The sequence below is a fragment of the Noviherbaspirillum sp. Root189 genome, assembly GCF_001428545.1.
GTDB lineage: Bacteria > Pseudomonadota > Gammaproteobacteria > Burkholderiales > Burkholderiaceae_D > Noviherbaspirillum.
On the sequence record NZ_LMHZ01000006.1, the window covers coordinates 57,793 to 82,572 of the forward strand.

Annotated in this window: 25 protein-coding genes; 7 read left to right on the forward strand and 18 right to left on the reverse strand. The window is 58.3% G+C overall.

Annotated elements, in window-relative coordinates:
• Positions 1-41: 41 nt before the first annotated feature.
• Genes mltB through ASE07_RS04720 form a run of 4 tightly spaced genes read right to left on the reverse strand, consistent with a single transcriptional unit; the run spans position 42 to position 5,153 of the window.
• The gene (gene mltB, locus ASE07_RS04705; protein WP_156396391.1) at positions 42-1,160 is read right to left on the reverse strand and encodes a lytic murein transglycosylase B; all 1,119 of its coding nucleotides are present in this window, start codon (positions 1,158-1,160) and stop codon (positions 42-44) included.
• Positions 1,157-3,199, reverse strand: coding sequence for a transglutaminase TgpA family protein (locus ASE07_RS04710; RefSeq protein ID WP_057289658.1), 2,043 nt, complete (start codon positions 3,197-3,199; stop codon positions 1,157-1,159). The genes mltB and ASE07_RS04710 overlap by 4 nt, the downstream gene beginning before the upstream one ends.
• Complete coding sequence (locus tag ASE07_RS04715) at positions 3,196-4,236, reverse strand: DUF58 domain-containing protein (RefSeq protein ID WP_327196042.1); 1,041 nt, start codon at positions 4,234-4,236, stop codon at positions 3,196-3,198. Before ASE07_RS04715 ends, ASE07_RS04710 begins: the two co-directional genes overlap by 4 nt.
• Entirely contained in the window at positions 4,233-5,153 is a 921-nt protein-coding gene (locus ASE07_RS04720) for an AAA family ATPase (protein ID WP_057289659.1), read from the reverse strand. Before ASE07_RS04720 ends, ASE07_RS04715 begins: the two co-directional genes overlap by 4 nt.
• A gap of 245 nt (positions 5,154-5,398) precedes the next feature.
• On the opposite strand from ASE07_RS04720, the gene ASE07_RS04725 reads away from it, so the two are divergent.
• From ASE07_RS04725 to ASE07_RS04735, 3 genes are all read left to right on the forward strand, one after another.
• On the forward strand, positions 5,399-6,340 hold the full coding sequence (locus ASE07_RS04725) for a histone deacetylase family protein (protein WP_057289660.1): 942 nt from the start codon (positions 5,399-5,401) through the stop codon (positions 6,338-6,340).
• A gap of 126 nt (positions 6,341-6,466) precedes the next feature.
• Complete coding sequence (ylqF, locus tag ASE07_RS04730) at positions 6,467-7,390, forward strand: ribosome biogenesis GTPase YlqF (RefSeq protein ID WP_082583959.1); 924 nt, start codon at positions 6,467-6,469, stop codon at positions 7,388-7,390.
• The gene (locus ASE07_RS04735; RefSeq protein ID WP_235548351.1) at positions 7,380-8,162 is read left to right on the forward strand and encodes an enoyl-CoA hydratase; all 783 of its coding nucleotides are present in this window, start codon (positions 7,380-7,382) and stop codon (positions 8,160-8,162) included. The genes ylqF and ASE07_RS04735 overlap by 11 nt, the downstream gene beginning before the upstream one ends.
• 810 nt (positions 8,163-8,972) lie before the next feature.
• Here the strand turns inward: ASE07_RS04735 and groL are convergent.
• The 5 genes from groL to ASE07_RS04760 all read right to left on the reverse strand — a co-directional run bounded on the left by groL (position 8,973) and on the right by ASE07_RS04760 (position 12,890).
• Positions 8,973-10,628: a chaperonin GroEL gene (gene groL, locus ASE07_RS04740; RefSeq protein ID WP_057289663.1), complete on the reverse strand. Its 1,656-nt coding sequence runs from the start codon at positions 10,626-10,628 to the stop codon at positions 8,973-8,975.
• Between the two features lie 37 nt (positions 10,629-10,665).
• Positions 10,666-10,956: a co-chaperone GroES gene (groES, locus tag ASE07_RS04745; protein ID WP_057289664.1), complete on the reverse strand. Its 291-nt coding sequence runs from the start codon at positions 10,954-10,956 to the stop codon at positions 10,666-10,668.
• A gap of 203 nt (positions 10,957-11,159) precedes the next feature.
• Positions 11,160-11,582, reverse strand: coding sequence for a VOC family protein (locus ASE07_RS04750; RefSeq protein ID WP_057289665.1), 423 nt, complete (start codon positions 11,580-11,582; stop codon positions 11,160-11,162).
• A gap of 259 nt (positions 11,583-11,841) precedes the next feature.
• On the reverse strand, positions 11,842-12,261 hold the full coding sequence (locus tag ASE07_RS04755) for an organic hydroperoxide resistance protein (protein WP_057289716.1): 420 nt from the start codon (positions 12,259-12,261) through the stop codon (positions 11,842-11,844).
• A 158-nt stretch (positions 12,262-12,419) separates the two neighbouring features.
• Positions 12,420-12,890, reverse strand: a complete 471-nt coding sequence (locus ASE07_RS04760) for a MarR family winged helix-turn-helix transcriptional regulator (protein ID WP_057289666.1) — start codon at positions 12,888-12,890, stop codon at positions 12,420-12,422.
• Positions 12,891-12,947: 57 nt separating this feature from the next.
• Between ASE07_RS04760 and dacB the strand changes: the two genes are divergently transcribed.
• From dacB to ASE07_RS04775, 3 genes are all read left to right on the forward strand, one after another.
• On the forward strand, positions 12,948-14,360 hold the full coding sequence (gene dacB, locus ASE07_RS04765) for a D-alanyl-D-alanine carboxypeptidase/D-alanyl-D-alanine endopeptidase (RefSeq protein WP_057289667.1): 1,413 nt from the start codon (positions 12,948-12,950) through the stop codon (positions 14,358-14,360).
• A gap of 160 nt (positions 14,361-14,520) precedes the next feature.
• The gene (locus tag ASE07_RS04770) at positions 14,521-15,804 is read left to right on the forward strand and encodes a YjgN family protein (RefSeq protein ID WP_156396393.1); all 1,284 of its coding nucleotides are present in this window, start codon (positions 14,521-14,523) and stop codon (positions 15,802-15,804) included.
• Positions 15,801-16,949 carry a M48 family metallopeptidase gene (locus tag ASE07_RS04775; RefSeq protein ID WP_057289669.1) on the forward strand — a complete coding sequence of 383 codons (1,149 nt, stop codon included), beginning with the start codon at positions 15,801-15,803 and terminating at the stop codon, positions 16,947-16,949. Before ASE07_RS04770 ends, ASE07_RS04775 begins: the two co-directional genes overlap by 4 nt.
• Positions 16,950-17,109: 160 nt before the next feature.
• Here the strand turns inward: ASE07_RS04775 and ASE07_RS04780 are convergent, their stop codons facing one another.
• The 4 genes from ASE07_RS04780 to ASE07_RS04795 form a co-directional block, all read right to left on the reverse strand.
• The gene (locus tag ASE07_RS04780) at positions 17,110-17,610 is read right to left on the reverse strand and encodes a TPM domain-containing protein (RefSeq protein WP_057289670.1); all 501 of its coding nucleotides are present in this window, start codon (positions 17,608-17,610) and stop codon (positions 17,110-17,112) included.
• Positions 17,611-18,432 (reverse strand): TPM domain-containing protein, encoded by an 822-nt coding sequence (locus ASE07_RS04785; protein WP_057289717.1) that lies wholly within the window; start codon positions 18,430-18,432, stop codon positions 17,611-17,613.
• Positions 18,433-18,460: 28 nt separating this feature from the next.
• Entirely contained in the window at positions 18,461-19,054 is a 594-nt protein-coding gene (locus ASE07_RS04790; protein WP_057289718.1) for a LemA family protein, read from the reverse strand.
• A gap of 89 nt (positions 19,055-19,143) precedes the next feature.
• Complete coding sequence (locus ASE07_RS04795) at positions 19,144-20,043, reverse strand: DMT family transporter (protein ID WP_235548352.1); 900 nt, start codon at positions 20,041-20,043, stop codon at positions 19,144-19,146.
• Positions 20,044-20,121: 78 nt separating this feature from the next.
• Between ASE07_RS04795 and pyrF the strand changes: the two genes are divergently transcribed.
• A complete protein-coding gene (gene pyrF / locus ASE07_RS04800) occupies positions 20,122-20,955 on the forward strand; it encodes an orotidine-5'-phosphate decarboxylase (protein WP_057289720.1) in 834 nt (277 codons plus the stop codon).
• Positions 20,956-20,961: 6 nt separating this feature from the next.
• Here the strand turns inward: pyrF and ASE07_RS04805 are convergent, their stop codons facing one another.
• The 5 genes from ASE07_RS04805 to ASE07_RS04825 form a co-directional block, all read right to left on the reverse strand.
• Positions 20,962-21,456 carry a CinA family protein gene (locus ASE07_RS04805; protein ID WP_057289721.1) on the reverse strand — a complete coding sequence of 165 codons (495 nt, stop codon included), beginning with the start codon at positions 21,454-21,456 and terminating at the stop codon, positions 20,962-20,964.
• A gap of 318 nt (positions 21,457-21,774) precedes the next feature.
• Positions 21,775-22,299 carry a phosphatidylglycerophosphatase A family protein gene (locus ASE07_RS04810; protein WP_057289671.1) on the reverse strand — a complete coding sequence of 175 codons (525 nt, stop codon included), beginning with the start codon at positions 22,297-22,299 and terminating at the stop codon, positions 21,775-21,777.
• The gene (gene thiL / locus ASE07_RS04815) at positions 22,296-23,267 is read right to left on the reverse strand and encodes a thiamine-phosphate kinase (protein ID WP_057289722.1); all 972 of its coding nucleotides are present in this window, start codon (positions 23,265-23,267) and stop codon (positions 22,296-22,298) included. Before thiL ends, ASE07_RS04810 begins: the two co-directional genes overlap by 4 nt.
• A gap of 115 nt (positions 23,268-23,382) precedes the next feature.
• On the reverse strand, positions 23,383-24,564 hold the full coding sequence (locus ASE07_RS04820; RefSeq protein ID WP_057289672.1) for an FAD-dependent oxidoreductase: 1,182 nt from the start codon (positions 24,562-24,564) through the stop codon (positions 23,383-23,385).
• Positions 24,565-24,587: 23 nt separating this feature from the next.
• Positions 24,588-24,752 (reverse strand): rubredoxin, encoded by a 165-nt coding sequence (locus tag ASE07_RS04825; RefSeq protein WP_057289673.1) that lies wholly within the window; start codon positions 24,750-24,752, stop codon positions 24,588-24,590.
• Between the last annotated feature and the right edge of the window lie 28 nt (positions 24,753-24,780).

The window sequence follows — 24,780 nt, forward strand, 5'->3', positions numbered from 1 at the left end:
TGCACAATTAAATTTTCACATTGCGCAAGCCCATGGCAAGCTTACCGCGTACGTGCCGTGCGCACCGCGCGGCCCAAGTCAATGACCGACATGGCGTAAAAGAAGCTGCGGTTGTATTGAGTGATGGCAAAGAAGTTATTCGCTCCCAGCCAGTATTCCGTGGGCTCACCGCCATTTTGCAAATCGACCAGACCAAACTGCAGATCCGCGGGCGGCGCGACGTTCGGCGTCACCCCGACAGCCTTCAATTCGTCCAACCTGAACCTGGCTTCCAGTCCTTGGTTGATAAACATGTCCCAGCTGCGGCCACTATCCGCCATCGCAATGGTGGCAGGAAAGACCGTAGGCTCGCCGCGTTTCCAGCCATGTTCAACCAGGAAATTGGCGACGCTGCCGATGGCATCAACGGGTGAATTGCGCAGGTCGATCCGGCCGTCTTCATCGAAGTCGACGGCAAATTTGCGGATACTTCCCGGCATGAACTGCGGCCAGCCGATGGCGCCTGCATAGGATCCATACAGCGAGAAGGGGTCGATATTCGTTTCACGGGCGAAGAGCAGCGTGTTTTCAAGTTCACCACGGAAAAACGCCATGCGCGCCTCGCGTGTCGGTGTTGGCGGGTAGTCGAATGCCAGTGTGGTCAGCGCATCCAGCACGCGGAAATTTCCCGTGTTGCGGCCATAAACCGTCTCGACGCCGATGATGCCGACAATGATTTCGGCGGGTACACCGTAACGTTCCTCGGCCCGTGCCAACGCATCCGCATGTTTATCCCAGAATGCCAGGCCGGCGTTGATGCGAACCGGTTCGACGAAGCGCGCGCGATAAGCCTTCCAGTTCTTCGGGCGGCCAGCGGGTGCAGGTTTGATCAGCTGTATGGTGGTGTCGACATAGCGGACTTTCTTGAACGCCGATTCGAGTTCGCCACGATCGAAATTGTGCTCGGTCGCCATCTTGTCGATGAATTCGGCCACATCTTTCCAATGGATAAAGTTGGCGAATTCGCCAGTGTCGTCAGGATTCGTCGCCACAACTTTGCGGACGGCCGGTTTGCCTGACTTCTTCTTTTCTTCATTAGCAAAACTGGTATTTGAAAAAGCAAGACCGAAGAGAAGGGAGGCCACGACTGCGGAGCAGGTGGCGGGCTTGTAAAAATTCATCGACATTCAGCTAATAGGGATTTTAGTGTGGAGAGATGGCTCGACCGCGTATTGCCTGCGGGAGCGCCGTATCTCACAGTTTCATAGAGTTCGAGAAAGCGCGCAAGGGCTAGCTTTGTTTCCGGGCGTAATGGCGACGCTTCCGACGTCAACCTTGTAGCATAGGCACGCGGTCCTTCATGAAGTTCACGTTGCACACCGTGACGGGCCATGCGTTGACAAAATTGTTGATACAGTGCGTCGAGCGGATCACGTTTCTTTTGCTGCAACAGCAGCGGCAAAACTACAACGGCGACCGCAGCAATCACACAAGCCAGCATCACGCTGACCATGGTTTGCCAATCAACGTCCGGAAAACCAATTGACTCGAAGAATTTCTTTTGCCTTTGTGGCGTGTAATTCAATACCCATTGGTTCCAGGTATTGGTGACTGCTTCCAGGTTCTGGCGTAAGGATAACCATCGCTGAACGAAGCCATTGCCGGAGGCATCAAGCGAGAAGAGGCCGCCCAGCACGCGGCGGGGAATGACGCTGCCAAGGTTCTTTTCGACACGATCCGGCGCCACCGCTGCAGTCGGATCCACACGTACCCAGCCGCGCTGGTCCAGCCAGACTTCGGCCCAGGCATGGGCATCCGATTGCCGAACGGTCATGAAGCCGTCGGCCGGATTGATTTCTCCGCCCTGATAGCCGGTCACTACACGGGCGGGAATGCTGAGCGCACGCATCAGTACGACAAATGCCCCCGAGTAGTGTTCGCAAAAACCGGCACGGGTATCGAACAGGAATTCGTCGATCACATGACGTCCAAGCGGCGGCGGCTCCAACGTATAACGGAAATTCTGCTCGCGGAAATTCTTCAGTACCGCATCGACCAGTTCGGCGTTGCTGCGTGCATTCCGGCTGAGCTGTCCCGCATATTCGAGCGTGCGCGGATTGAATCCCGGCGGTAAATCCAGCCATTGCTGCAGGTAGCCCGGCCTTTCATTGGCTTGCAGACGATAGTCGACATGCGACACAACGTCGTAGCGCAGCCGGTCGGTGATAGGTTGGGACGCGGACAATTGCAGCTCTTGCGAGAAACCGGCGGAGTTACCCGCAATGTGCGGCAGCCCCTGCGGCACATCCAGCGCAAACAGCCAGCGCCGGCCATGCGGCTCCAATGTGATCTGGTAATGCAATGGGTCGCCGAGGAAGTCGATCTGCACCATGCGGCGCTGCTGGTGCGGCCGCAACGGCGTCCAGGTCCGGCCATCGAAATTGCTCAGTACGATGCCGCGCCAGTACCGCTGCGATTTTTCGGGAACGGGTCCTTCAAATTTGGCACGAAAGGCAATCTCCTCTGAATTGGCTAACTTGGAAATATTCCCGGGCGACATGGAGTCCGACAGCCCGGTACGGCCGCTGCCCTGGGCGTCACCCGGCATGCCCCAGAGCGGGCCTTCGATCCGCGGAAACAGCAGAAACAGGACCAGTGTCACCGGCGCGGCCAACCCCAGGATGGTGGCGCCGACACGCAGGCGCTTGCGCAGCGGCGGCACCACGCCGGTGTACTGGAAAGAGATTTGTGTCGTAAGCAGGGCAATGACGGCAACGACAGTGGTCAGCGCGGTGCCGATCGATTGCGAGTAAAAGAAACTCGACAGGATCAGGAAGAAGCTCAGGAACAGCACGACAAACAAATCGCGCCTGGCATGCATTTCCAGCAGCTTCAGCGTCAGCAGCAGGGTGAGCATCGCAACCCCTGCATCGCGTCCGAAGAAGGTCTTGTGCGTCCAGTACACGCCAGCCATGGCCAGCGCGACGACGGGCAACAGCAGCCAGCGTGGCGGCATGCGGTTGCCACGGAAGGTCAGCCAGCCACGCCAACCCAGCAGCAAGCCGCAGCTGGCAACGATCCACATCGGCAGGTGACTGGCATGCGGCAGGAGCACCAGCGCGCATGCGCCGAGCAGCAACAAAGTGTCGGCTTTCTCGCGCGTCATGGGCCGCGATTTCAGGCCAGTCAGCGACTGAAAAAATCGCGTCAGGGAGCTCATGCGTTTTTCCCGTACAAGGCGAGGGCAGTCAGGCAGGCTTCACGGTGGGCCGGCCCGAGCGCCGCGTCCAGTTTCACGTTACCGAGATGGAATGCATAAGCGATGCCGCGTGCTTCAGCTTCCATCACCCAGCGCGTCATGCGTGACAATTTTTGCTCGGTATCGAGCGCCGGCGGCAGCACCGCAAAATCGATTGCAATTTCAGTCGCCGCACCGCCTTCGAAATGTTTGGTTACCAGTGTGCCGCCGTGCTCGACGTCGACACGCGCGATCTGGCGCCAGGCGAGGCGCTTGAGAGAATCGCCCGCCTGGTAGCCGCGGATGCCGGCAAAGTCATCCTGCCCCGCCGTGCCCTGGCCATCGTCCTGTTCGGCTTCAGCCGAGGGCAGCGCCGGCGCGTCATCTTCGGGGCGAGGATAGACCAGCACCCGGGCGTCCGGCTGCCAGTAGCTCCATGCGCGCAGCAATCCGAGCGGAAAGCGCGTTTGCAGGCGTACGCGCGGCGCCTGCAGCCATCCGCGTTGCTGCGCCGGTGTCAGCAGCAGGATGCGCTGGGTGGTATTGCCGGCAACGTCGGCGGCTTGCGCAAGGTCGGGCCTGTCGTCAGCCACGAAGTCGAGCCAGATCGCATAGCGATCGTACTTGCGGCGGTTAACCAGATGCAGTTCAAATTGCGCCTCTTCGCCGGCAAAGACCGGGTTTGCGCGGCCGGCGACCAGGTGCAGGTGGGCGAGGTTGCGAAACGTCAGGTGCATGTCGATCAGCGCGCAGCCTCCCAGCAGGAATGTGAAGCCGAAACCAAGGCTGAGGTTATAGTTGATCGATCCAATGAACAGCGCCATCAGCATCACGCAAAACAGGATGCCGGGATGCGTCGGTACGATGAACACGCGGCGCTGGTGCAGGAAAACTTCACCCGGTTCGGCGCCGCGATGCCGGTACAGCCACTTGCTCAGCCGGCTGCGGATGCTGTGCTCGAAGCGGGCATACAGCGACAGGCGCCGCTTGACAGTCTGTTTGTTCGCCTGATCGTTCACACTGGTACGGATTTCATCAGTTGCAGTACGAGGTCGCGGCTGCCGAGCGCCGAACTGCCGGCCGACTTGAGCGGACGCAGGCGGTGTGCGGCGACCGGCACCAGCACAGCCTGTACGTCTTCGGGAATTGCATGGTTGCGGCCTTCCATCGCAGCCCAGGCGCGTGCTGCCTGCAGCAGCGCAATCGATGCACGCGGACTCAGGCCTTCTGCAAACAGGCCGCTCTGGCGCGATGCCTGCGCCAGGGCCTGGATATAGTCGACCAAAGCCGGCGATACATGCACTTCGCGCAATGCGGCTTGAGCGGCAATCAGTTCCTCCGGATGCATCGCGGTAGGCAGGGTTTTCAGCATGGCACGGCGGTCGTCGCCCATCAGCAGCGCGCGCTCGGCGGCAGCGTCGGGATAGCCAAGCGACAGGCACATCAGAAAGCGGTCCAGTTGTGATTCGGGCAACTGGAAAGTGCCAATCTGATGGCCCGGATTCTGGGTCGCGATGACAAAATAGGGGCGCGGCAGATCACGGGTGATGCCGTCTGCGGTAACCTGCCGTTCTTCCATCGCTTCCAGCAACGCGGATTGGGTCTTGGGCGTCGCCCGGTTGATTTCATCGGCCAGCAGCACTTGCGTAAACACCGGGCCGGGGTGAAATACGAAGCCATTCTTTTCGCGATTGAAAATCGAAATACCCACCACATCGGCCGGCAACAGGTCGCTCGTGAATTGCAGGCGGTTAAATTTCAGTCCCAGGGAAATGGACAGCGCATGGGCCAGCGTCGTCTTGCCGACACCGGGTACGTCTTCGATCAACAAATGGCCGCCAGCGAGCAGGCAAACAAGTGACTGGCGGATTTGCTGGTCCTTGCCGACTACGATCTGGCTGACTTGTCTGGCGACGGCGTGAAGTTTTGCAAACATGGGCTTCCGAGTGATGAGATATGCTGGACCTGGGTTAAAAACAATATTCCGTTGTTCTATGCACCCCGGTTGACGGGGATTGCATGGCTGGCTATCCGGTTTGTCAACAAAGGGACGGTTACGAGCCTTTTTCTTGGTTACACTAGCAATACTGAATACAGGCTTGTGTCGATCCAGCATATTGATATCGACAAAACCAGCTCAAGATTCTATTCGAGAACTGCTGCAACCGTTACCCTGCCGACATGACGACCGCGATTTATTCCCATCCCGACTGTAAACGCCACGAAATGGGGGACTGGCATCCCGAATCGCCCGCGCGACTGCAGGCCATTGAAGACCAGCTTATTGCCAGCCGTATTGATGGACTGCTCGAGTACCGGGAGGCGCCAGCGGTCGATGTCGAGGAAATCCGGCGGGTGCATACCGATGGGGCGATTCAGCGCGTAAAGGAAAACGTCAGTGCGCTGGCGGCGTCGGGATCGGATTACTACCCGCTGGATGCCGATACCATGCTCAACCTCCACAGCTGGGATGCGGCTTTGCGTGCAGCGGGAGCTGCCGTTGCTGCAACCGATGCCGTGATCGATGGCGAAATCGAAAACGCTTTCTGCGCGATCCGCCCGCCGGGTCACCATGCGCGCCCGAGCGAGTCGATGGGTTTTTGCCTGTTCGGCAATGTCGCCATCGCGGCCAAGCACGCGCTCGATGTGCGTGGCCTCCAGCGCGTCGCCATTGTCGACTTCGACGTTCATCACGGAAATGGGACGGAGGAAGCCTTTCTCAATGATCCGCGGGTCATGATGGTCAGCTTCTTCCAGCATCCGTTCTATCCCTACAGTGCGGTCCTGGATTCGGTGCCCCATATGGTCAATCTGCCGGTGCCCGCCTACACCAAGGGCGATGAAGTGCGCCGCCTGGTGCTGGAGCGCTGGCTGCCTGCGCTGAATGCACATAAGCCGGAAATGATTTTTATCTCCGCGGGTTTCGATGCTCACCGGGAAGACGACCTCGGCCAGATGGGTTTGGTTGAGGCCGATTACGCATGGATTACACAACAGATCATGCAAGTGGCCCGTGAACACGCGAAAGGCCGCATCGTCAGCTGCCTGGAAGGCGGCTACAACTTGTCCGCGCTGGCGCGGAGTGTCGTTGCGCATGTGAAGGTCCTGGCTTCACTCGATTGAAGCGGTTTGTGTTGACCGCCTGACATGGTGATGTCTGTGTGCAGCGCACACTTGTTCCCGTCATGGATAAGGGAAATAGGGCCGCAGCGGTTAAAATAGCGGCTTCCCCTCAGAACAGATTCCCGCATGTCCATACAATGGTTCCCCGGTCACATGAACGCCGCCCGCAAGAAGGCGGCGGAATCCATGGAAAAGACCGACCTCGTGATCGAGGTGCTGGACGCACGCCTGCCGCAAGCCAGTTCCAATCCGATGATCGAGCAGTTGCGCAAGGAGCGCCAGCGGCCCTGCCTCAAGATCCTCAACAAGGCCGACCTTGCCGATCCGGCTGCCACCAAGGCATGGATTGATTACTACAGTGCGCAGAAAGATGTTCATGCGGTCGCACTCAGCTGCAAGAAGCCGGCCGACGTCGCCAAGGTGCCTGGTCTTGCGCTCAAGGTCGCACCGCATCGCGGCACGGCACTCAAGCCCTTGCGCATGATGATCATGGGCATTCCCAACGTCGGCAAGTCGACACTGATGAACGCTCTGCTCAAGAAGCGCGTCGCGGCAGTTGGCGATGAGCCTGCGGTGACCAAGACCCAGCAGCGGCTCTACCTCGGCAACAATATGGTCCTGATCGATACGCCGGGCATGCTATGGCCAAAGATTGCGCACCCGACCGATGGCTTGATGCTGGCGGCGAGCCATGCGGTTGGTACCAACGCCGTGATCGAAGAGGAAGTCGCGACTTTCCTGGCGGAGCAGTTGCTGCTGCATTATCCGCAACTGATCACTGGCCGCTACGGTTTTCCGACGGAAGGAATCGATGCGGTCAGCGTCATCGAAGGCATTGCTAAACGTCGTGCCTTCCGCCTGAAGGGCGGCGATCCGGATTACGAAAAGGCTGCGCATACGCTGCTGCTGGATTACCGCAGCGGTGCACTCGGGCGCATCAGCCTTGAGACACCGGAAAGCAGGGCGCATTTGCTGGCCACTTATAATCCGCCGCCGTCGCTGGGCGAACGGCAGCAACCGGATGTCGAGGAGGATGAAGATGAGCGCTGAAGCGGCCTACGTCCTGCGGGAGAATCGTGGTGGCGTTCTGACGCTGACACTCAACCGCGCCGAGAAATTCAATCCCCTGTCCGAGGAAATGCTGGCCGCTCTGCAGCAGGCGGTCGATGAGACAAAACGCGATGAGGGCGTCCGCGTCGTGATACTTGCCGCCGCTGGCAAGGCATTTTGTGCCGGTCATGACCTGAAGCAGATGCGTGCGCAGCCTTCCGAGCAATACTACAAGACGCTGTTCAATCAATGCAGCAAGCTGATGCTTGCCATCCAGCAGATGCCGCAACCGGTGATCGCCCGGGTACAAGGCATTGCGACTGCCGCCGGCTGCCAGCTGGTGTCGATGTGTGATCTGGCTGTCGCCTCCGCCGACGCGCGCTTCGCGGCCTCAGGCATCAACTATGGCTTGTTCTGTTCGACACCATCGGTCGGCTTGTCGCGCAATATGTCGCGCAAGCAGGCAATGGAAATGCTGCTGACCGGTGAATTCATCGATGCCGAGACGGCGTGCCAACGCGGTCTCATCAATCGCGTGGTACCGCAGGAGCAGCTTGATGCTGAAATCGACAAGCTCTGTGCGAGCATCCTGGCCAAGCCCGCGGTTGCAGTCGCAATGGGGAAGCAATTGTTCTACAAGCAGATCGAAATGGGCGTCGGTGCCGCTTACCAGCTCGCCGGCCAGACCATGGCGTGCAACATGATGGATGATGCGGCGATTGAAGGCGTGCAAGCTTTCATCGAGAAGCGTGAACCTTCCTGGAAAAATTAGCGTAAACCGCCGTCACCGCATGGACATGAAGCCTTATCTCGCATCGTCTGACCAGCTTATACCCGAGAGCGGCGTGCTGAATTACTGCGCGCCTTTCTGATTGCCGTTCGATTGTTTTACCTTGCTGGCCCCGTTTCCGGAGTTGGCAGAGCCTGTGGACCTGGCAGTATCACCCGAGCCCCCCGAGCTGCCTGAAGTTGCTGCGGGCGCGTCAGCACAATACGTATTACTTGCGCTGCCACTTTCTTTTCGCGCAAGTTTGGGACCTTGATTACGTCCTGTACCCTGATTTGGATTCGCTCCGTCGCTTGGGTGCATGGTGAGATCCGGGCACTTGGTGGAGGCGCCTGATGCGGATGTTCCGGGCGTACGTGAGCCGCCGGTTGAACCGGGAGTGCCAGCCTCTGGCCGACCGAGCCCTGGAGTTGCTTCGCCCGAGTTGGGATGGCCCGACTGGGGATTGGTCGTGTCTTTCTGAGCTTGCGCCGAGGCAAGGCCTGCTGATAGCGTTAACGCCGAGAGAAGCAATGCGGTGGGAAATGCTTTCATGAAGATGCTCCATCAATTCATTACTGAAGCGAACTGTGCTGCAAGACATATGCCATCACAGTAGAACTTCGAATAACCACATGCCGGATGAGATGAAAACGGAGAAGAAAAAAGAAGAAGGTCCGCAGGGACATTGCCCTGCGGACCTTCTTCATTGTCAAGCGGATTGCACCAGACCCTAAGCTCTGGATATTGAACGCCAGAGACCAGAGACCAGCTGGTCAGTGAAAGGCATTGCTGCCTTTCACCGGCCGGCAAAAATTACATCATGCCGTCCATACCACCCATGCCGCCCATGCCGCCCATACCACCCATGCCGCCGCCAGCAGCCGGCTTGTCTTCGACCAGCTCGGAAACGGTGCAGTCGGTAGTCAGCATCAGGGAAGCGATCGATGCGGCGTTTTGCAGTGCCGAACGAGTCACCTTGGCCGGATCCAGAACGCCCATTTCGACCATGTCGCCGTAGGTACCGTTGGCTGCGTTGTAGCCGAAGTTGCCCTGGCCTTCCATGACCTTGGCGACAACGACGGAAGCTTCGTCGCCAGCGTTAGTCACGATCATGCGCAGCGGCTCTTCCATGGCGCGCAGAACGATCTTGATACCAGCGTCCTGATCGGGATTGTCGCCCTTCAGATTCTTGACGTTTGCACGTGCGCGCAGCAGGGCTACGCCACCGCCAGGAACGATGCCTTCTTCAACAGCTGCACGGGTTGCGTGCAGTGCGTCTTCGACACGTGCCTTCTTCTCTTTCATTTCGACTTCGGTAGCAGCACCAACCTTGATCACCGCAACGCCGCCTGCCAGCTTGGCAACGCGCTCTTGCAGTTTTTCACGGTCGTAGTCCGAAGTTGCTTCTTCGATCTGGACACGAATCTGCTTGACGCGTGCTTCGATCGAAGCAGCCTGGCCTGCGCCGTCGATGAGGGTGGTGTTTTCCTTGCCGATTTCGACGCGCTTTGCCTGGCCGAGATCGTTCAGGGTTGCTTTTTCGAGAGTCAGGCCGACTTCTTCAGCGATGACCTGGCCACCGGTCAGGATGGCGATGTCTTCCAGCATGGCTTTACGACGGTCGCCGAAGCCCGGAGCCTTGACTGCGCAAGTCTTCAGGATGCCGCGGATGTTGTTGACCACCAGGGTTGCCAGTGCTTCGCCTTCGATATCTTCTGCGATGATCAGCAGCGGACGGCCGGCTTTTGCAACTTGCTCCAGGATCGGCAGCAGGTCACGGATGTTCGAGATCTTCTTGTCGAACAGCAGGACGAACGGGTTCTCCAGGACGGCAACTTGCTTTTCCGGATTGTTGATGAAGTACGGGGACAGGTAGCCGCGGTCGAACTGCATGCCTTCGACGATGTCGAGTTCGTCGTTCAGGGACTTGCCGTCTTCAACGGTGATCACGCCTTCCTTGCCGACTTTTTCCATCGCTTCAGCGATACGTTCGCCGATCGACTGGTCGGAGTTGGCGGAGATCGCGCCAACCTGGGCGATTTCCTTGGAAGTGGTGCAGGGCTTGGCGATGGTCTTGAGCTGTTCGACAGTGGCAGCAACTGCCTTGTCGATACCGCGCTTGAGGTCCATCGGGTTCATGCCGGCGGCAACGAACTTCATGCCTTCGCGGACGATAGCCTGGGCCAGAACGGTAGCGGTTGTGGTGCCGTCACCAGCGTTGTCGGATGTCTTGGAAGCGACTTCCTTGACCATCTGTGCGCCCATGTTCATGAGCTTGTCTTTGAGTTCGATCTCTTTCGCGACCGAAACGCCGTCCTTGGTGACGGTCGGGGCGCCGAAGGAGCGCTCGAGAACAACGTTACGGCCTTTCGGGCCGAGGGTAACTTTAACGGCGTTAGCGAGAATGTTGACGCCTTCGACCATCTTGGCACGGGCGGCGTCGCCGAATACTACGTCTTTAGCTGCCATGTTCGAAACTCCTTAATTTATTTGTGAGGTATCTGTATTACTTCTGAACGACTGCCATGATGTCTTCTTCGCGCATCACCAACAGCTCGTCGCCTTCGACTTTGACGGTCTGGCCGGAGTATTTGCCAAACAAAACGACGTCGCCGACCTTGACTTCCAGGGCGCGAACTTTGCCATCTTCGAGGATCTTGCCGTTACCTACAGCCAGAATTTTGCCCTGATCCGGCTTCTCCGCTGCTGCTTCTGGGAGAACGATGCCGGACGCAGTCTTGGTTTCCTGGTCGAGGCGCTTGACGATGACGCGATCGTGCAATGGACGAAGGTTCATACAAACTCCTTAAAAATCAATAAGTTATAATTTTTGCGGCGAGATGCTGCAAAGCGTATTTCACCGTGCAGCGGTACCGCACTGGAAAAATTGGGTAGCCGGAGGGAATTGTTAGCACTCTCCCCCGACGAGTGCTAAGTATATGGGCGTCAATTCGTTTTTTCAAGAGCACCCATTTTCAATTTGTTATCCGGGGGGCGAGCTCAGCTGGCAAAAAGCTGGTCCATATCGGCAAAACCTTTGATTTCAATGGCATTGCAGCTGGGGTCGTAAAAAAACATGGTGGCCTGCTCACCAACCTGGCCCTGGAAACGGATATGCGGCTCGATTTCAAATTCGACGCCGGCGGCGCGGAGGCGGTCGGCGAGGGTCTGCCATTCCGCCATGGGCAGGACGGCGCCGAAATGTGGAACCGGCACATGATGGCCATCGACCGCATTTGTCACTTCAGGACGGGGTGCTTGCGGAGCAAGGTGCGCCACGATCTGATGCCCGTAAAAATCGAAGTCGATCCATTCTTCAGAACTGCGTCCTTCCTGGCAACCTAATAGCCTGCCGTAGAATTCGCGCGCCTTATCAAGGTCATGGACCGGGAAAGCAAGGTGAAATGGATGGATGACGGCCATGGTGAACTCCTGGGTGGATGAAGGCGGCCCCCATTCTAATGGCGGCGGCATGGATGGCGGTAAAGATTGGCTGGAGTTTGATTTACTTAAATACCTGTTTGCAATTAATCAATAATTACTTCGGATGGATCAAGCCCGTAATCCTGCCCTGATATCCATACGTATTCAATGCGTATTCAATGCGTATTCCGAAATACAAAAGCCCCTGCGTGCAGGGGCTTTTGTACTTTTTGCAATACTCCGTCAACTTGGCGCGATATCAGGCGAGGCCAACCTTGACATCGACGTTACCGCGCGTTGCATTGGAGTACGGGCAGACTTCATGCGCTTTATTGACCAGTGCCTGAGCGGCGCCCTGTTCGATACCGGGCAGAGAAACGCTCAACTGTACTTCCAGACCGAAACCGCCACGATCGTTCGGGCCGATACCAACATCCGCAGTCACGGCGGCGTCTTGGGGCAGCGTCGTCTTGGTGGCCAGTGCCACAAACTTGAGTGCTGATAGGAAGCAGGCCGAATAACCAGCTGCAAACAGTTGTTCCGGATTGGTGCCGTCGCCGCCCGCGCCGCCCAGTTCCTTGGGGGTGCTCAGCTTAGCCTCGAGTTTCTTGTCGTCGGTCACTGCGCGGCCATCGCGGCCACCGGTTGCGGTTGCGTGTGCTGTGTACAGAATCTGCATAGATTTCTCCTTGATGAAGGTGGGGGCGTCTGTCTGGTCCGCGGTGGCCATTCTGTCCATTTGGTTTGCCAGCAGACGATGGCTGAAATATAGCACTCAATTAAATTGTGTGCAATTTAAATTGCGGAAGACTTTAACTGACCCGGGAGGCAAGTTGATCAGCCCTGTGACTTCGCGAGGTCGTCGCGAATCATGGAAAGCTGGCCGCGCAGGTTCTCCAATGCATTCTGAGTCTGGCCGCTGGCACACAATACCTGATGGGGAATGCCCTGCGCTTTCTTCTTCAGCGCGCGACCTTCCTTGGTCAGCGTGATTCGTACTTGCCGCTCGTCTGCTTCATCGCGCGTACGGACAATCAGCGACGATGCTTCAAGCCGCTTCAGAAGGGGGGTAAGAGTGCCAGAATCCAGAAAAAGCTTTTCACCGATGGCTTTGACTAGAATATCGTCCTCCTCCCACAGCACCAGCATGACGAGGTATTGCGGATAGGTAAGGCCGAGCTTGTCAAGAAAGGGTTTATAGGTCTTGGTCATCGCCAGTGACGCGGAGTACAGCGCGAAGCAAAACTGATTGTCCAGTGCCAATGGGTCGAATACTGGATGACGGGAAGAAGTTGCGGATTTGGACATGGTCTGCTGGTCCGGCGTGGGATAATTAATTGTGTGTGATCTAATGTCTCCCATCCTATGCGAATTTCCTTCAGTATCCAAGTCGCCTTTCTTCTATTTGTGCTCGCCGCACGGGTTTCCGCACAAGAGTTGCCCATTCCTGTTGCCGATGCCTTGCAGCGCGCAGAGATTCCGCTGACTGCCAGCGGAATCTATGTGCAGGAAGTCAGCGATGCGCCTGCCCTGGTCGCATCGAACGACATGGCGCCGTTCAACCCGGCGTCCACCATGAAGCTGGTGACCAGCAACGCCGCGCTTGAGATCCTCGGTCCAACCTATGCCTGGAAAACGCAAGCGTACGCGATCGGCGCGATGCAAGGAGACGTGCTGCACGGTGACCTGATCATCAAGGGCAGCGGCGACCCTAAACTGGTACTCGAAAATTTCTGGTTGTTTCTGCGCAGGATTCGCGCACGCGGCATACGTGAAATACAAGGCAATGTTTTGCTCGACCGCAGTTTCTTTGAAGACCGTCCACATGATGCAGCAGCATTCGACGGCGATCCGGCCAAACCCTACAACGTGGGACCCGATGCCTTGCTGCTGAATTACAAGGCCCTGGGTTTTCGCTTTACACCGGATCCGGCGACGCGTTCCGTTCAGGTCACGATCGACCCGCCGCTGGCGCCATACAATCTTGCGGCGCCACGCCTGACCAATGGCGATTGTGGCGCCTGGCGTGCCGGGCTGCGTGCGGTCATTGATCCGTCGGGTGCCTATTTCCCGGGCACCATGTCCGCATCCTGTGGCGAAAAAATCTGGTATGTGCATCCTTACCAGATGACGCATACCCAGTATTTCAGTCTGACGTTTCGCAAGTTGTGGGCCGACATGGGAGGCGTGCTCAGGGGTGAGGTCAAGAATGGTACGCTGCCACAAGCTGCGCAGTTTGTCGCCGAATGGGAATCCGCGTCACTTGCCGAAATCATCCGCGACATCAATAAATACAGCAACAACGTAATGGCGCGACAACTGTTGCTGACATTGGCCGCCAATGTCACACACCTGCCAGGCACGCCTGAAAACGGCGGGGCCGTGGTACGTACCTGGCTCGGCAACAAGGGCATCGATGCGCCTGAATTAAGTATCGATAACGGCTCCGGTTTGTCGCGAACCGAACGCATATCGGCGCGCACCATGGGACGCATGTTGGTGGAAGCTTACCGCAGCCCGACCATGCCGGAATTCATTTCTTCACTGCCGCTGGTCGCCTATGACGGCACCATGCGTTCGCGCCTAGTCAATCAGACGGTGGCGGGAAAAGCGCATATCAAAACCGGGTCGCTCAATGAAGTACGCAGCGTCGCCGGCTATGTACTGGCGGCTTCCGGCAAGCGTTATGTTGTGGTTTGCCTGATTAACCACCCGAACGCAGAACGCGGTCGCGATGCGCAGGACGCGTTGTTGCAGTGGGTGTACGAGAAGGGGTAACAGAATAGCGCGGCAAAAAGGCGATAAACCCGATTCCTGGTCAAAAGCGGCAAAGACGGAAGCGCTGATGGCGTTGTTATCCATGACAGCAAAAAACCTCTGTCGCAGCCATGTTGCCTGATAGAATTCTTGCAATTCTTCCGATCGCGGCAGCAGTGCCGTGGCATTACCTCAAGAACTGAATCAGGGAACCGGCATGGCGGAGTTGATGATCGAAGGCATGGAAACAGCGCTTTCACCCAGCATTGAAAAGCCGGAGCCTGGCTTGGCGCCGCTCATGACGAGCCGGACCCGCTTTGGCAAACAGCCTGCCGAGCCTGATCCCGAAGCGCCGCTTCCATTCGAGTTCATCGGCACCGGCGGAGAATACTTCCGCATTTGGGTGGTCAACCTGCTGCTAACCATTCTCACGGTGGGAATCTATTCTGCCTGGGCCAAGGTGCGTCGCCTGCAGTATTTTTATCGGAACACGCGTGTCAATGGCGCGGTATTCGATTACCACGGCAAGCCAATCGCCATTCTCAAGGGCCGGATCGTCGCGGTCGCGCTGGTCGGGGCCTATCAGCTTGCATTCAATATTTCGCCGGTTGCCGCTCTTGGCGTCGGCGTGGTGCTGTGTGCGGTAATGCCATGGCTGCTGGCACGCGCATTTCGCTTCAAGATGGTGAACTCCAGTTATCGCGGGGTGCATTTCCGGTTTCGCGGCACGGTCGGCGAAGCCTATCGGAAGCTGATTATTTTTCCTGTGATGCTGGGCACCATCGGCCTGTTCGTGTGGAGTGTCGCCACATCGTTTTCTCGCAATCCGGGCTTTGGCATGATTTTACTGATTGTGCTCTTGCCCTTGCTGGCACTGGCAGCAACGGTTCCGCTTGCGCATCACTTCCTCAAACGCTATCAGCACGAACATGCCGATTTCGGTACCACGGCGTTTTACTATCATGGTCGAGCCTCGGGGTTCTTCAAGACCTATGCCAAGGCACTTGGCTTTCTGTTTCTCGGTTCGATCCCGGCGGGTATCTTTGGCTTCCTGACGGGAAAAATTCATGGGCTGCTGGTCGATACCATGTTCGGCTGGCTTTTTACGCTGCTCTATGGTGCTTTGAGCGCCTATGCGTTTTACCTGTTCGTGCGCGCCTACCTCGACAGCCGCGTGCAGAATATGGTCTGGAACCATACCGAACTCGGGCAGCATCGCTTCGAGAGCAACGCCGCCGCACGCAAGCTGCTCTGGATACACGCGACCAACCTGTTGCTGATTACCTTCACGCTTGGCCTCTATAAACCGTTCGCCGCAATCCGGCTGATCAAGTATCGGGTGCAGAGCCTGACCCTGATTCCCGGCGGGACTCTGGAAGATTTTATTGCGGATCGCAATGAAGACAACGTTGGTTCCGCCGGACAGGAAGCCGGCGACCTGTTTGATATCGACATCGCCTTATGATCGACGCTTATTTTTACGACGGCAACACGACACGCCGGCACACAGTCCAGCTGCTGCTGCACAAGGGCATTCTCGCGGTCAGCGGTGAGGGAGTACGCCGTTCGGTGCGGCTTTCCAAGGTGCGTGTTTCCGAACGGCTGGAGCATGCGCCACGTATCTTGCACCTCCCCGAGGGCGGATATATCGAGAGTAGCGATGCGGGGCTGGAAAAGCTGTTGCGCCGCAACGGCTATCGTGAGCCGCGCGTCGTGCGCTGGCAGCGCAACTGGCCACTGTCTCTCTGTGCGCTGATTTCGCTGCTGGTTATCCTGGTGGCCGGTTATCAATGGGGCCTGCCATGGGCAGCCGATACCCTGGCGCAGAACCTGCCGCCGTCCATGGAAAAGCGGATCGGTGACGAACAGCTGAGCCTGATTGATTCACGCTGGATGGAGCCGTCGAGGCTGAGCGTCGAGGAGCAGGCGAGGATACGCAAGCTGTTTGCGGGACTGCGGCAGCCGCGTGGCGAACAGACGCCATACCGGCTTGAATTCAGGCATAGCAAGATGGGCCCGAATGCCTTCGCCTTGCCCAATGGCGTAATCGTGATGACGGATGAGCTTGTCAAGCTTGCCGCCAGCGATCAGGCGGTACTGGGCGTGCTTGGCCATGAGCTGGGACACGTGCAGAGACGGCATTCCTTGCGTCGGCTATTGCAGGCACTGGGAGTAGGCGTGGTGATCAATCTGTTCATCGGCGATGTGTCGAGCGCATTGGCTGCGGTGCCCACCTTCCTGCTTGATCAAAAGTATTCACGTGATTTTGAGCGCGAGGCGGACCAGTACGCCATTGACATGATGCATGCGAATGCTATGCCGCTGTCGCCAATGGCTGAGTTGTTCGAAAAGATGGGCGCCGCGCACGCACACCGCACTGCGAATGCATCGAACGATGAAAATGAGGATGACATCGATGAAGAGGACGCAGACCACACAGAGGTAAGCACGCCATCCGCGCCAAGGCCGACGAACGGCCGGCGTGACGGTCAGTCCCGTGCCGCCAAGTCGTTCGAATATCTGAGCTCACATCCAAGCGATGAAGAACGGATCAAGCGGTTGAAGGCTGCCGATGGAAAGGCCGGGGCGGCCGTAGCGGCAGGTGGTTGAAATAACAGCGGCCGGATAAGTAAAGCAGCAAGCGGCGGCATGCTGACTGGCAGCGCCGGACCGCATCACCGGGGACCGGAGCGCTGACACGCTTGCTGGCAATTGTTGCGGGCAACCCTGCAACCCGCAACGTCCGCAACATTCACCGCATCACCGATGTCTACAACATCACCGGATTGTCGGACAACTGGTTCCTTGTTGATCCGTCATCCGGATAGTGCTGCTGCAGCAGTGCATTGATTTGCGCAAGGGCGGCAAGCGTGCTGCCATGGTAGTCATTGCGGGCAAAGCCTTCGGTCATCGTACGGCAAACGGTTTGCCAGTCGCTCGCGCTGATTACCTTGCCTACACCACGGTCCGCGACGATTTCCACCTGATGGTCGGCCAGGTTGATATAAACCAGCACCCCGCAATTTTCTTCGGTATCCCAGACGCCATACTGGGCAAACAACGCACGTGCACGTTCGCGCGGCGACATGCCGGCCAGCACTTCCTGCAACCCCAGTGCCGGCTCGACAATCAGGCGTACCTCCGCCCGGTGTTTTCGTTCGCCCTCGGTGATGGCTGCCTCGATGGCTTTCAGTGTATCGGAAGGAAACGCGCGTCGACCGGCCGCCGAGGTCGTGCGCAAGTGTTTGAAGAGGCGTGCGAAAGTAGTCATTTACCAGTTCCCCGAAGCGCCGCCACCATCACCGGTGCCGCCGCCACCCGAAAATCCACCGCCGCCTCCGCCGAAGCCGCCCCCTCCGAACCCGCCACCACCGAAGCCACCGCCAAAACCACCCAGGCCACCCCCCAGGCCACCCCCCAGGATTATCCCGGGAGAAGACCGGCCCCAGCCATCACGGTAACGAGCGTGACGGCGCGAGGAACCGATGCGCGACATCAGCAGGAATAGCAATACAAAGAAGATGAAGACACCGAGCGAAATACCGTCAGACGCCTGTTCCGCAGCCTGCTGCGTCTTGCTCTGGGCAGGCAGGTTCTCCTTGTCGAGCAGGCTGGCAATGGCGGATACGCCCGCCGCCAGCCCGCCATAAAAATCGCTTTGCCGGAAATGCGGTGCAATGACATCCTGCAGGATGCGCTTCGATTGTGCATCGGTCAGCGTGCCCTGGACACCGCGCCCGGCCTCGATACGGAGCCGACGCAGCGCGGGTGGATTGTCCTTCGCCACCATCAGCAGCACGCCGTCATCAACACCTTTGCGGCCCAGTTTCCATTCATCGAACACCCGGATACTGTATTGCTCGATCGCCTCCGGTTCGGTCTTGCTGACAAGCAGAATGGCGATCTGGCTGCCGGTACGCGCTTCGTAGTCCTTCAACACGTTTTCAAGTGTGGCGCGCTGGTTTTCGGACAGCATGCCGGCCTGGTCGGTGACGCGCGCCTGCAGCGCCGGGACCGGAACGAATTCCTGCGCGCCCGCCGAGACGAGCGCCAGGCCAAGCAACATACCGGTCAGGAAGCGCAGAATGGACATGTTGGACATAGGGTCAGTCTTGCCGGTCTCATTTACCAAAGTTGACGGCGGGCGCGTTAGAAATCGCCTTTTCGTTCTCGACCGTGAATGACGGCCGGACCTCGTAATTGAATAGCATTGCCGTCAGGTTGGTCGGGAAACTCCGCGCCAATACGTTGTATTCACGTACCGACTGGATGTAACGCTGACGTGCGACGGTAATCCGGTTTTCGGTTCCTTCAAGCTGCGATTGCAGGTCACGGAAGCTGGTATCGGCTTTCAGGTTTGGATAATTTTCCGAGACCGCCATCAGGCGCGACAGGGCGCTGGACAATTCACCTTGCACCTGCTGGAATTTCTGGAATGCCTCGGGATTGTTGAGCACTTCCGGTGTGATCTGGAAGCTGGTGGCCGCAGCACGCGCACGGGTCACTGCTTCCAGCGTTTCGCGCTCATGCGAGGCATAGCCCTTGACGGTATTGACCAGGTTAGGAATCAGGTCAGCGCGGCGCTGGTACTGGTTGACCACTTCCCCCCAAGCAGCCTTGACCCGCTCGTCTTTGTCCTGGAAGTCGTTATAGCCGCAGCCGCCGAGCAGCGTCGCGAACATGGCAATCGTCAGCCATTTGGTCCAACTCTTGATCATCGTCTGTCCTCTTTTCCGGTTGAAATCTGAACTGCCAGCATCGCATGTAACATGCCATGCCGGATCGTATATTTTCGTATTGTCTTTTATTTATGGGTGGCTGCTTTGGGTTTCAACAGGACTGTGCTCATTGCAACAAGAATCAGCCCCATTGCCGCGTAATCCTGCCAGTGCGGAGTTTCCTTCAGGATCCATGCGCCCGAAAAAACACCCAGCACCGGAATCATCATCACCGACAGGCTGGATGCCACCGGGGGCAAGGTACGCGCCAGGTTAAACCAGACCACATGGGCAAAGCCGAAGATAATGGCGGCGTTGTACACAATCGCCATCCACGTCGCACGGTCCGGCATGTGCCAGGCGAAACTTTCCAGCAAGGTCGACGCCATGATCATCGCCGAGGTCGTGAGCGCCAGCATCCAGAACGTCAGTGAAATCGTCGGCATGTTAATGGATGAGCGCTTCATCGCTACGGTTCCGTAACCCCATCCCGCAGCGGCTATCAGCGCGAAGACACTGCCAAGCGGATTGCCTGCCAGCGCAGAAAATTCGCTGGACAGCAACAACAGCGCACCGGCAAACGCGCATGCCACGCCTGCCCACGCACGGTGCGCTGGTCGTTCGCCGAAGAAAACAAGCGCAAACAGCACAGCCCACACCGGCATCGTATAGCCAAGGATCGCTGCCCGCCCGGATGCCAGCATCTTTACGCCGAGGATCATGAACACATGCCAGATCAGCATATTGGGCACCGCCAGCAGCGCAACTTGCGCCACACGTCCCTTGGGAATAGCCAGCGATACCCCTTGCATGCGAGCCGCCAGCCAGATGATAGGCAGGCTGCCTATCATGCTCATGGTACGAAACGTCAGGGGAGGGAAGTCGCGCACGCCGATCTTCATGATCGGCCAGTTGATGCCCCAGCACAGGGTCAGCAACACCAGCAGGATCCAGTCTTTGCGCGTCAGGGTCAGCGTTGAATTCATGACGGAAAGATATCATGCCGGGCCGCCTGGATGGCAAGTTACAATGTAGGGCTATTCCTTCTTACTCCGATGCCTGCCGTGAAATTCATCGAAAAGCTGAGCGCCGCCTGGGCGGCCAACAACTCCCTGCTCTGCGTGGGACTCGACCCTGACATCAACAAATTCCCTTCGACGGTCAAGACCCGCCCCGATCCGATCTATGCGTTCTGTAAGGAAATCATCGATGCGACCGCTGATCTGGCCTGCGCCTTTAAACCGCAGATCGCTTATTTCGCGGCATTGCGCGCGGAAGACCAGCTCGAAGCGTTGTGCGACTACCTCCGCGAAACTTATCCGCGCATTCCCATCGTGCTCGACGCCAAGCGCGGCGACATCGGCGCGACTGCCGAGCAGTACGCCCGCGAGGCCTTCGAGCGCTATGGCGCCGACGCGGTAACCGTCAATCCCTACATGGGATTCGATTCGGTTGCGCCTTACCTGGAATGGAAAGACCGCAGCGCCATCATCCTGTGCCGCACGTCCAACCCAGGTGGCTCCGACCTGCAATTTCTGAATGCCGGCGGCAGGCCGGTCTACCAGCACGTGGCGCAACTGGTTGCCGATAAATGGAATACCAATGGCCAGTGCGGATTGGTGGTCGGCGCGACCTTTCCCGATGAACTGGCGCAGGTTCGCCGCATCGTTGGTGACATGCCCTTGCTGGTTCCCGGCGTTGGCGCACAGGGCGGCGATGTCGAAGCGACAGTCAAGGCCGGGCGCACAGCTGCGGGGCTGGGGATGATGATCAATTCCTCGCGCGCCATCCTGTATGCGAAGCCGGATGAAGCGGCTGGCGAGGACTGGGTCAAGGCTGCACGGCGTGTTGCGCAAGCGACGCGCGACGATATCAATCGTTTTCGTTCAGCGTCTTAGCGCCCATCAAGTCTGCTCCAGCATTCCCAGCATTCGCAACAAGCCCTCCAGCGCATGGCGCACGGTTTGCTCTCTTACCGATTGGCGATCGCCTGGAAAAACATGGCGTTCGGTATAGATCTTGCCGTCATGTGCCCAGCCAAAGCATACGGTGCCGACCGGCTTGCCTGGTACGGCGCCTCCCGGTCCGGCAATGCCGGTGGTCGATAGCGCAATTTGCGCGTGACTATTGGACAGTGCGCCCGATGCCATGGCTGCTGCGACCTCTTCGCTGACCGCACCGTGTTGCTCGATCAATGTGGCAGGGACGCCAAGCATCTCGTTCTTCGCCGCGTTGGAATACGTCACGAAGCCTCGTTCAAACCATGTCGAAGAACCGGCGATATCCGTCACTGCTTGTGCTACACCGCCGCCGGTACACGATTCGGCCGTTGCCAGCATCAACCCTTTTTCCTGCAGCGCCCATCCTGCGTGCGCCGCCAACGCCATGATGTCATTCATCATCTGATCTTCCTTGCAATTGAATTCAACAAAACATCGCGCATGCAAAGCCTGCAATTCGCGATGCACCCGCGCTTCCTCCTTATGAACGGACTACGCGCTTGGCGACTGCGGTGTGATCTATCTCAACAAACAGGGTGTGCATATCGCGCACAATGAAGTCGAACAAGCGTTGCCGGATTGAGCGATCAGGCGGCTTGTTTGAGCAGCGGTGTGCAGATTCGAGCTTTCGCGGTCTTCGGACCGCGATTTTTTTGGATACGGCAAGTTCAGGTAACGCATTCAGGCGTCAAACAGGATTCCCGGCTGCGGTCAACATTAAATTGTGCGCCAGACGGCGAACAGCAGCAGCGTATAAAACGCCGCCAGGATGTCATCCAACATCACCCCGAATCCTCCCTTGACATGCCGGTCGAAGTAACGGATCGGTGCCGGCTTCACCATGTCGAAAAAACGGAACCAGAGGAAAGCCCAGACCTGGGTCGACAATGTCGCGGGCGCCAGCAGCAACATCACCAGCCAGAAGGCGATGATTTCATCCCACACCATGCTGCCGTGGTCGGAAATGCCCATGTCCTTTCCGGTCTTGTCGCATGCCCAGATCCCGATAATAAAGCCGGCGACAATTGCCACCGTCCAGCCGGTCACCGTAAATACGGTCGGCCACCTAGCGGACAGCACATTAAACAGCAGCCAGCCGAGCAAGGTGCCGGTGGTGCCCGGCAAGATAGGCGACAATCCGCTGCCAAACCCCTGGGCCAGCACATGCGCCGGATGGGACAGCATGAAGCGGGCGGTCGGCTTGGTGATGTAGGCGGTGCGCCCGGATTCCAGAGGGGTCATGGCGAGGCGAAATGGTCGAAGGAAGTAGCTTGCAATGTCAGCGCGGCACCGTCGGCATCCACCAGGCGCAAGCCCGGTGTGGATTCGATGCGCCCGACCCGGGTGACGGCTATGTTTGCCAGGTGGCCGGCCGCAAGAACGGCATCGCGGCACGCAGCGGGGGCGGTAAAACACAATTCGTAGTCATCTCCACCGGCCAGCGTGAAGCGCCGCCGCAAGTCAAGCGCCTGTTGCGCAAGCACCGGGCCTGCCGGAAGGAGGTCGACCGCAAGCGTTGCGCCAACCGCTGATTTCGTCAGGATATGTCCCAGATCGCCGGCAAGTCCGTCAGAAATGTCGATCGCCGCATGGGCGATGCCACGCAGGGCGGTGCCGAGTGCCACGCGAGGTGTAGGTGCGTGCATCCGGGTTGCAGCCTGATCCAGCGACGCTTGTTCCAGCGGAATTTCATGACGGTATCCGGCCAGCGCAAGGCGGGCATCACCGAGTGTTCCGGAAATCCAGATATCGTCCCCTTCGCGTGCGGCATCCCGGCGTAGTGCTTGTCCGGGCGGCACTTCGCCGAATACCGTGATGCAGATATTCAACGGCCCTTTGGTGGTATCTCCACCAATCAGCTCGCATCCATGCTCATCGGCCAGCGCCAGTAAACCGGCAGAGAAAGGCTGCAGCCACGCCGGCTCGGCGGCGGGAAGGGATAGCGCAAGGGTAAATGCCAGTGGTGTTGCTCCCATGGCAGCCAGATCGGAGAGATTGACGGCCAGGCACTTGTGACCAAGCTGGCGAGGTTCGGCGCCGGCAAAAAAATGCCGGCCTTCAACCAGCATGTCCGAAGAAATCGCCAGTTGCATTCCGACCCTAGGCGTGACCAGTGCGCAGTCGTCGCCGATGCCAAGCGCAACGGCGTCCGCCGGGCGACGAGAGGGACGGGTGAAATACCGGGCGATAAGATCAAATTCGGACAGCATCCCGGAATTGTACAGAAGGAATGGGGCCGAGGCTGGAATCGGGATGCCACGGAAAATGCGCCGCAAAGCGGCGCGTGGCGTCTTTCCGCTGAACGTTCCAGTTCAAGCTGGCCCACTATGCGGCGCTCAGGCTCGCGGTGCCGAGTTCGGCCAGCAAGCCCTGACGCACGCTCGCTTCCTGCGGTGCCACGCCGAAGCCGAGCAGGATGCCCTCATGGTCGAAGTAGCGGCAGACGATGCGTTCTCCATCCCGTGTCTCATGCCATCCACCATTGGTGTGGCCAACGGGTGGCGGCACCAGTGCGAGCGGAAAGGATGGCGTCTTGACGATGACGGGTGCTGCCTTGATGTCGATCGCGGTCGCGTCGCCGGTCAGCGTGCGGGCAATGGCGCGTGCGGCGGTCATCAATGGTGCAATATAGGGCAGAGTCTGGGGACGGCCGTCGCTGACCAGATACTCGGTGCAGTCACCCAATGCATACACAGCGGGATCGCTCGTCCTGCCGTACCGGTCAACCAGGATGCCGCGGTTTGTCGCCAGGCCGGCAGCTTGCGCCAGTCGGAGGTCCGGGCGCAAGCCAACCGCTGACAGCACGATATCCGCATCCAGAACAGCACCCGAGGCCAGTGTTACACGCAGCGATTCCGCGGCCCGGTCGATACGTGAGGCTGCCGTGCCAAGCTGCAGATTGACTCCGCGCTGCATGAGTGCGGACTGCAGTCCGCGTGACAGCGCAGGTGCGGCCAGCGCGGCCAGTGGTAACGGATTGGGGTCGACCAGCGTCACGCGATGTCCGGCGCCGGCAAGGTCATCGGCAAACTCGCAGCCTATCAGTCCTGCCCCAAGGATGGTTACCCGGGTGGATTCGCCGGTGCGGTCGATCGCGTCACGGAATTGCTGATAATCCTCGACGTGGTTGACTGAGCGCACGTCCTCGGCGCCATCGCCTTCTATCGCAAGACGTATCGGCTGGGCACCGACCGCAAGGATCAGCTTGTCGTACTCAAACGACGCGCTCGACGTGTTAACTGTCCTGGAACCGGTATCAATGGTGTGGACACGTGTTCCGGTCATGATGGTGACGTTGAGCTGACCAGCCATGTTCGCTGCAGTCTGCGTGATCAGCTGCACCGCCGATTTGCCTTGCGCAAAGGCGTTTGACAGCATCGGCTTGGAATAAAAACCGCCATCGTCGGCAGTCAGGATAAGTAGCGGCCTGGTCTTGTCCAGCTTGCGAAATTCACGTGCCAGTGTATAGCCCGCCATACCTGTGCCGATGATGATCGTGGGTGTCATGCTTTCCTCGCGCTGCAGTTCGATTAGATGGCAACCATGTCGAAGTCGGCTTTCGCCACGCCGCAATCCGGGCATTCCCAGTCGGCGGGAATGTCATCCCATTTCGTGCCGGGGGCGATGCCTTCTTCGGGCAAGCCTGCCGCTTCGTCATAGATAAAGCCGCAAACGATGCATTGATAGGTTTTCATGCAAGTCCTCTCTGATTCTAAAGTTTGA

Coding starts and splice junctions, on each gene's coding strand:
- mltB (WP_156396391.1), bottom strand. CDS start 1,160: ATGAATTTTTACAAGCCCGCCACCTGCTCCGCAGTCGTGGCCTCCCTT.
- ASE07_RS04710 (WP_057289658.1), bottom strand. CDS start 3,199: ATGAGCTCCCTGACGCGATTTTTTCAGTCGCTGACTGGCCTGAAATCG.
- ASE07_RS04720 (WP_057289659.1), bottom strand. CDS start 5,153: ATGTTTGCAAAACTTCACGCCGTCGCCAGACAAGTCAGCCAGATCGTA.
- ASE07_RS04725 (WP_057289660.1), top strand. CDS start 5,399: ATGACGACCGCGATTTATTCCCATCCCGACTGTAAACGCCACGAAATG.
- ylqF (WP_082583959.1), top strand. CDS start 6,467: ATGTCCATACAATGGTTCCCCGGTCACATGAACGCCGCCCGCAAGAAG.
- ASE07_RS04735 (WP_235548351.1), top strand. CDS start 7,380: ATGAGCGCTGAAGCGGCCTACGTCCTGCGGGAGAATCGTGGTGGCGTT.
- groL (WP_057289663.1), bottom strand. CDS start 10,628: ATGGCAGCTAAAGACGTAGTATTCGGCGACGCCGCCCGTGCCAAGATG.
- groES (WP_057289664.1), bottom strand. CDS start 10,956: ATGAACCTTCGTCCATTGCACGATCGCGTCATCGTCAAGCGCCTCGAC.
- ASE07_RS04750 (WP_057289665.1), bottom strand. CDS start 11,582: ATGGCCGTCATCCATCCATTTCACCTTGCTTTCCCGGTCCATGACCTT.
- ASE07_RS04755 (WP_057289716.1), bottom strand. CDS start 12,261: ATGCAGATTCTGTACACAGCACACGCAACCGCAACCGGTGGCCGCGAT.
- ASE07_RS04760 (WP_057289666.1), bottom strand. CDS start 12,890: ATGTCCAAATCCGCAACTTCTTCCCGTCATCCAGTATTCGACCCATTG.
- dacB (WP_057289667.1), top strand. CDS start 12,948: ATGCGAATTTCCTTCAGTATCCAAGTCGCCTTTCTTCTATTTGTGCTC.
- ASE07_RS04775 (WP_057289669.1), top strand. CDS start 15,801: ATGATCGACGCTTATTTTTACGACGGCAACACGACACGCCGGCACACA.
- ASE07_RS04780 (WP_057289670.1), bottom strand. CDS start 17,610: ATGACTACTTTCGCACGCCTCTTCAAACACTTGCGCACGACCTCGGCG.
- ASE07_RS04785 (WP_057289717.1), bottom strand. CDS start 18,432: ATGTCCATTCTGCGCTTCCTGACCGGTATGTTGCTTGGCCTGGCGCTC.
- ASE07_RS04795 (WP_235548352.1), bottom strand. CDS start 20,043: ATGAATTCAACGCTGACCCTGACGCGCAAAGACTGGATCCTGCTGGTG.
- ASE07_RS04805 (WP_057289721.1), bottom strand. CDS start 21,456: ATGAATGACATCATGGCGTTGGCGGCGCACGCAGGATGGGCGCTGCAG.
- ASE07_RS04810 (WP_057289671.1), bottom strand. CDS start 22,299: ATGACCCCTCTGGAATCCGGGCGCACCGCCTACATCACCAAGCCGACC.
- thiL (WP_057289722.1), bottom strand. CDS start 23,267: ATGCTGTCCGAATTTGATCTTATCGCCCGGTATTTCACCCGTCCCTCT.
- ASE07_RS04820 (WP_057289672.1), bottom strand. CDS start 24,564: ATGACACCCACGATCATCATCGGCACAGGTATGGCGGGCTATACACTG.
- ASE07_RS04825 (WP_057289673.1), bottom strand. CDS start 24,752: ATGAAAACCTATCAATGCATCGTTTGCGGCTTTATCTATGACGAAGCG.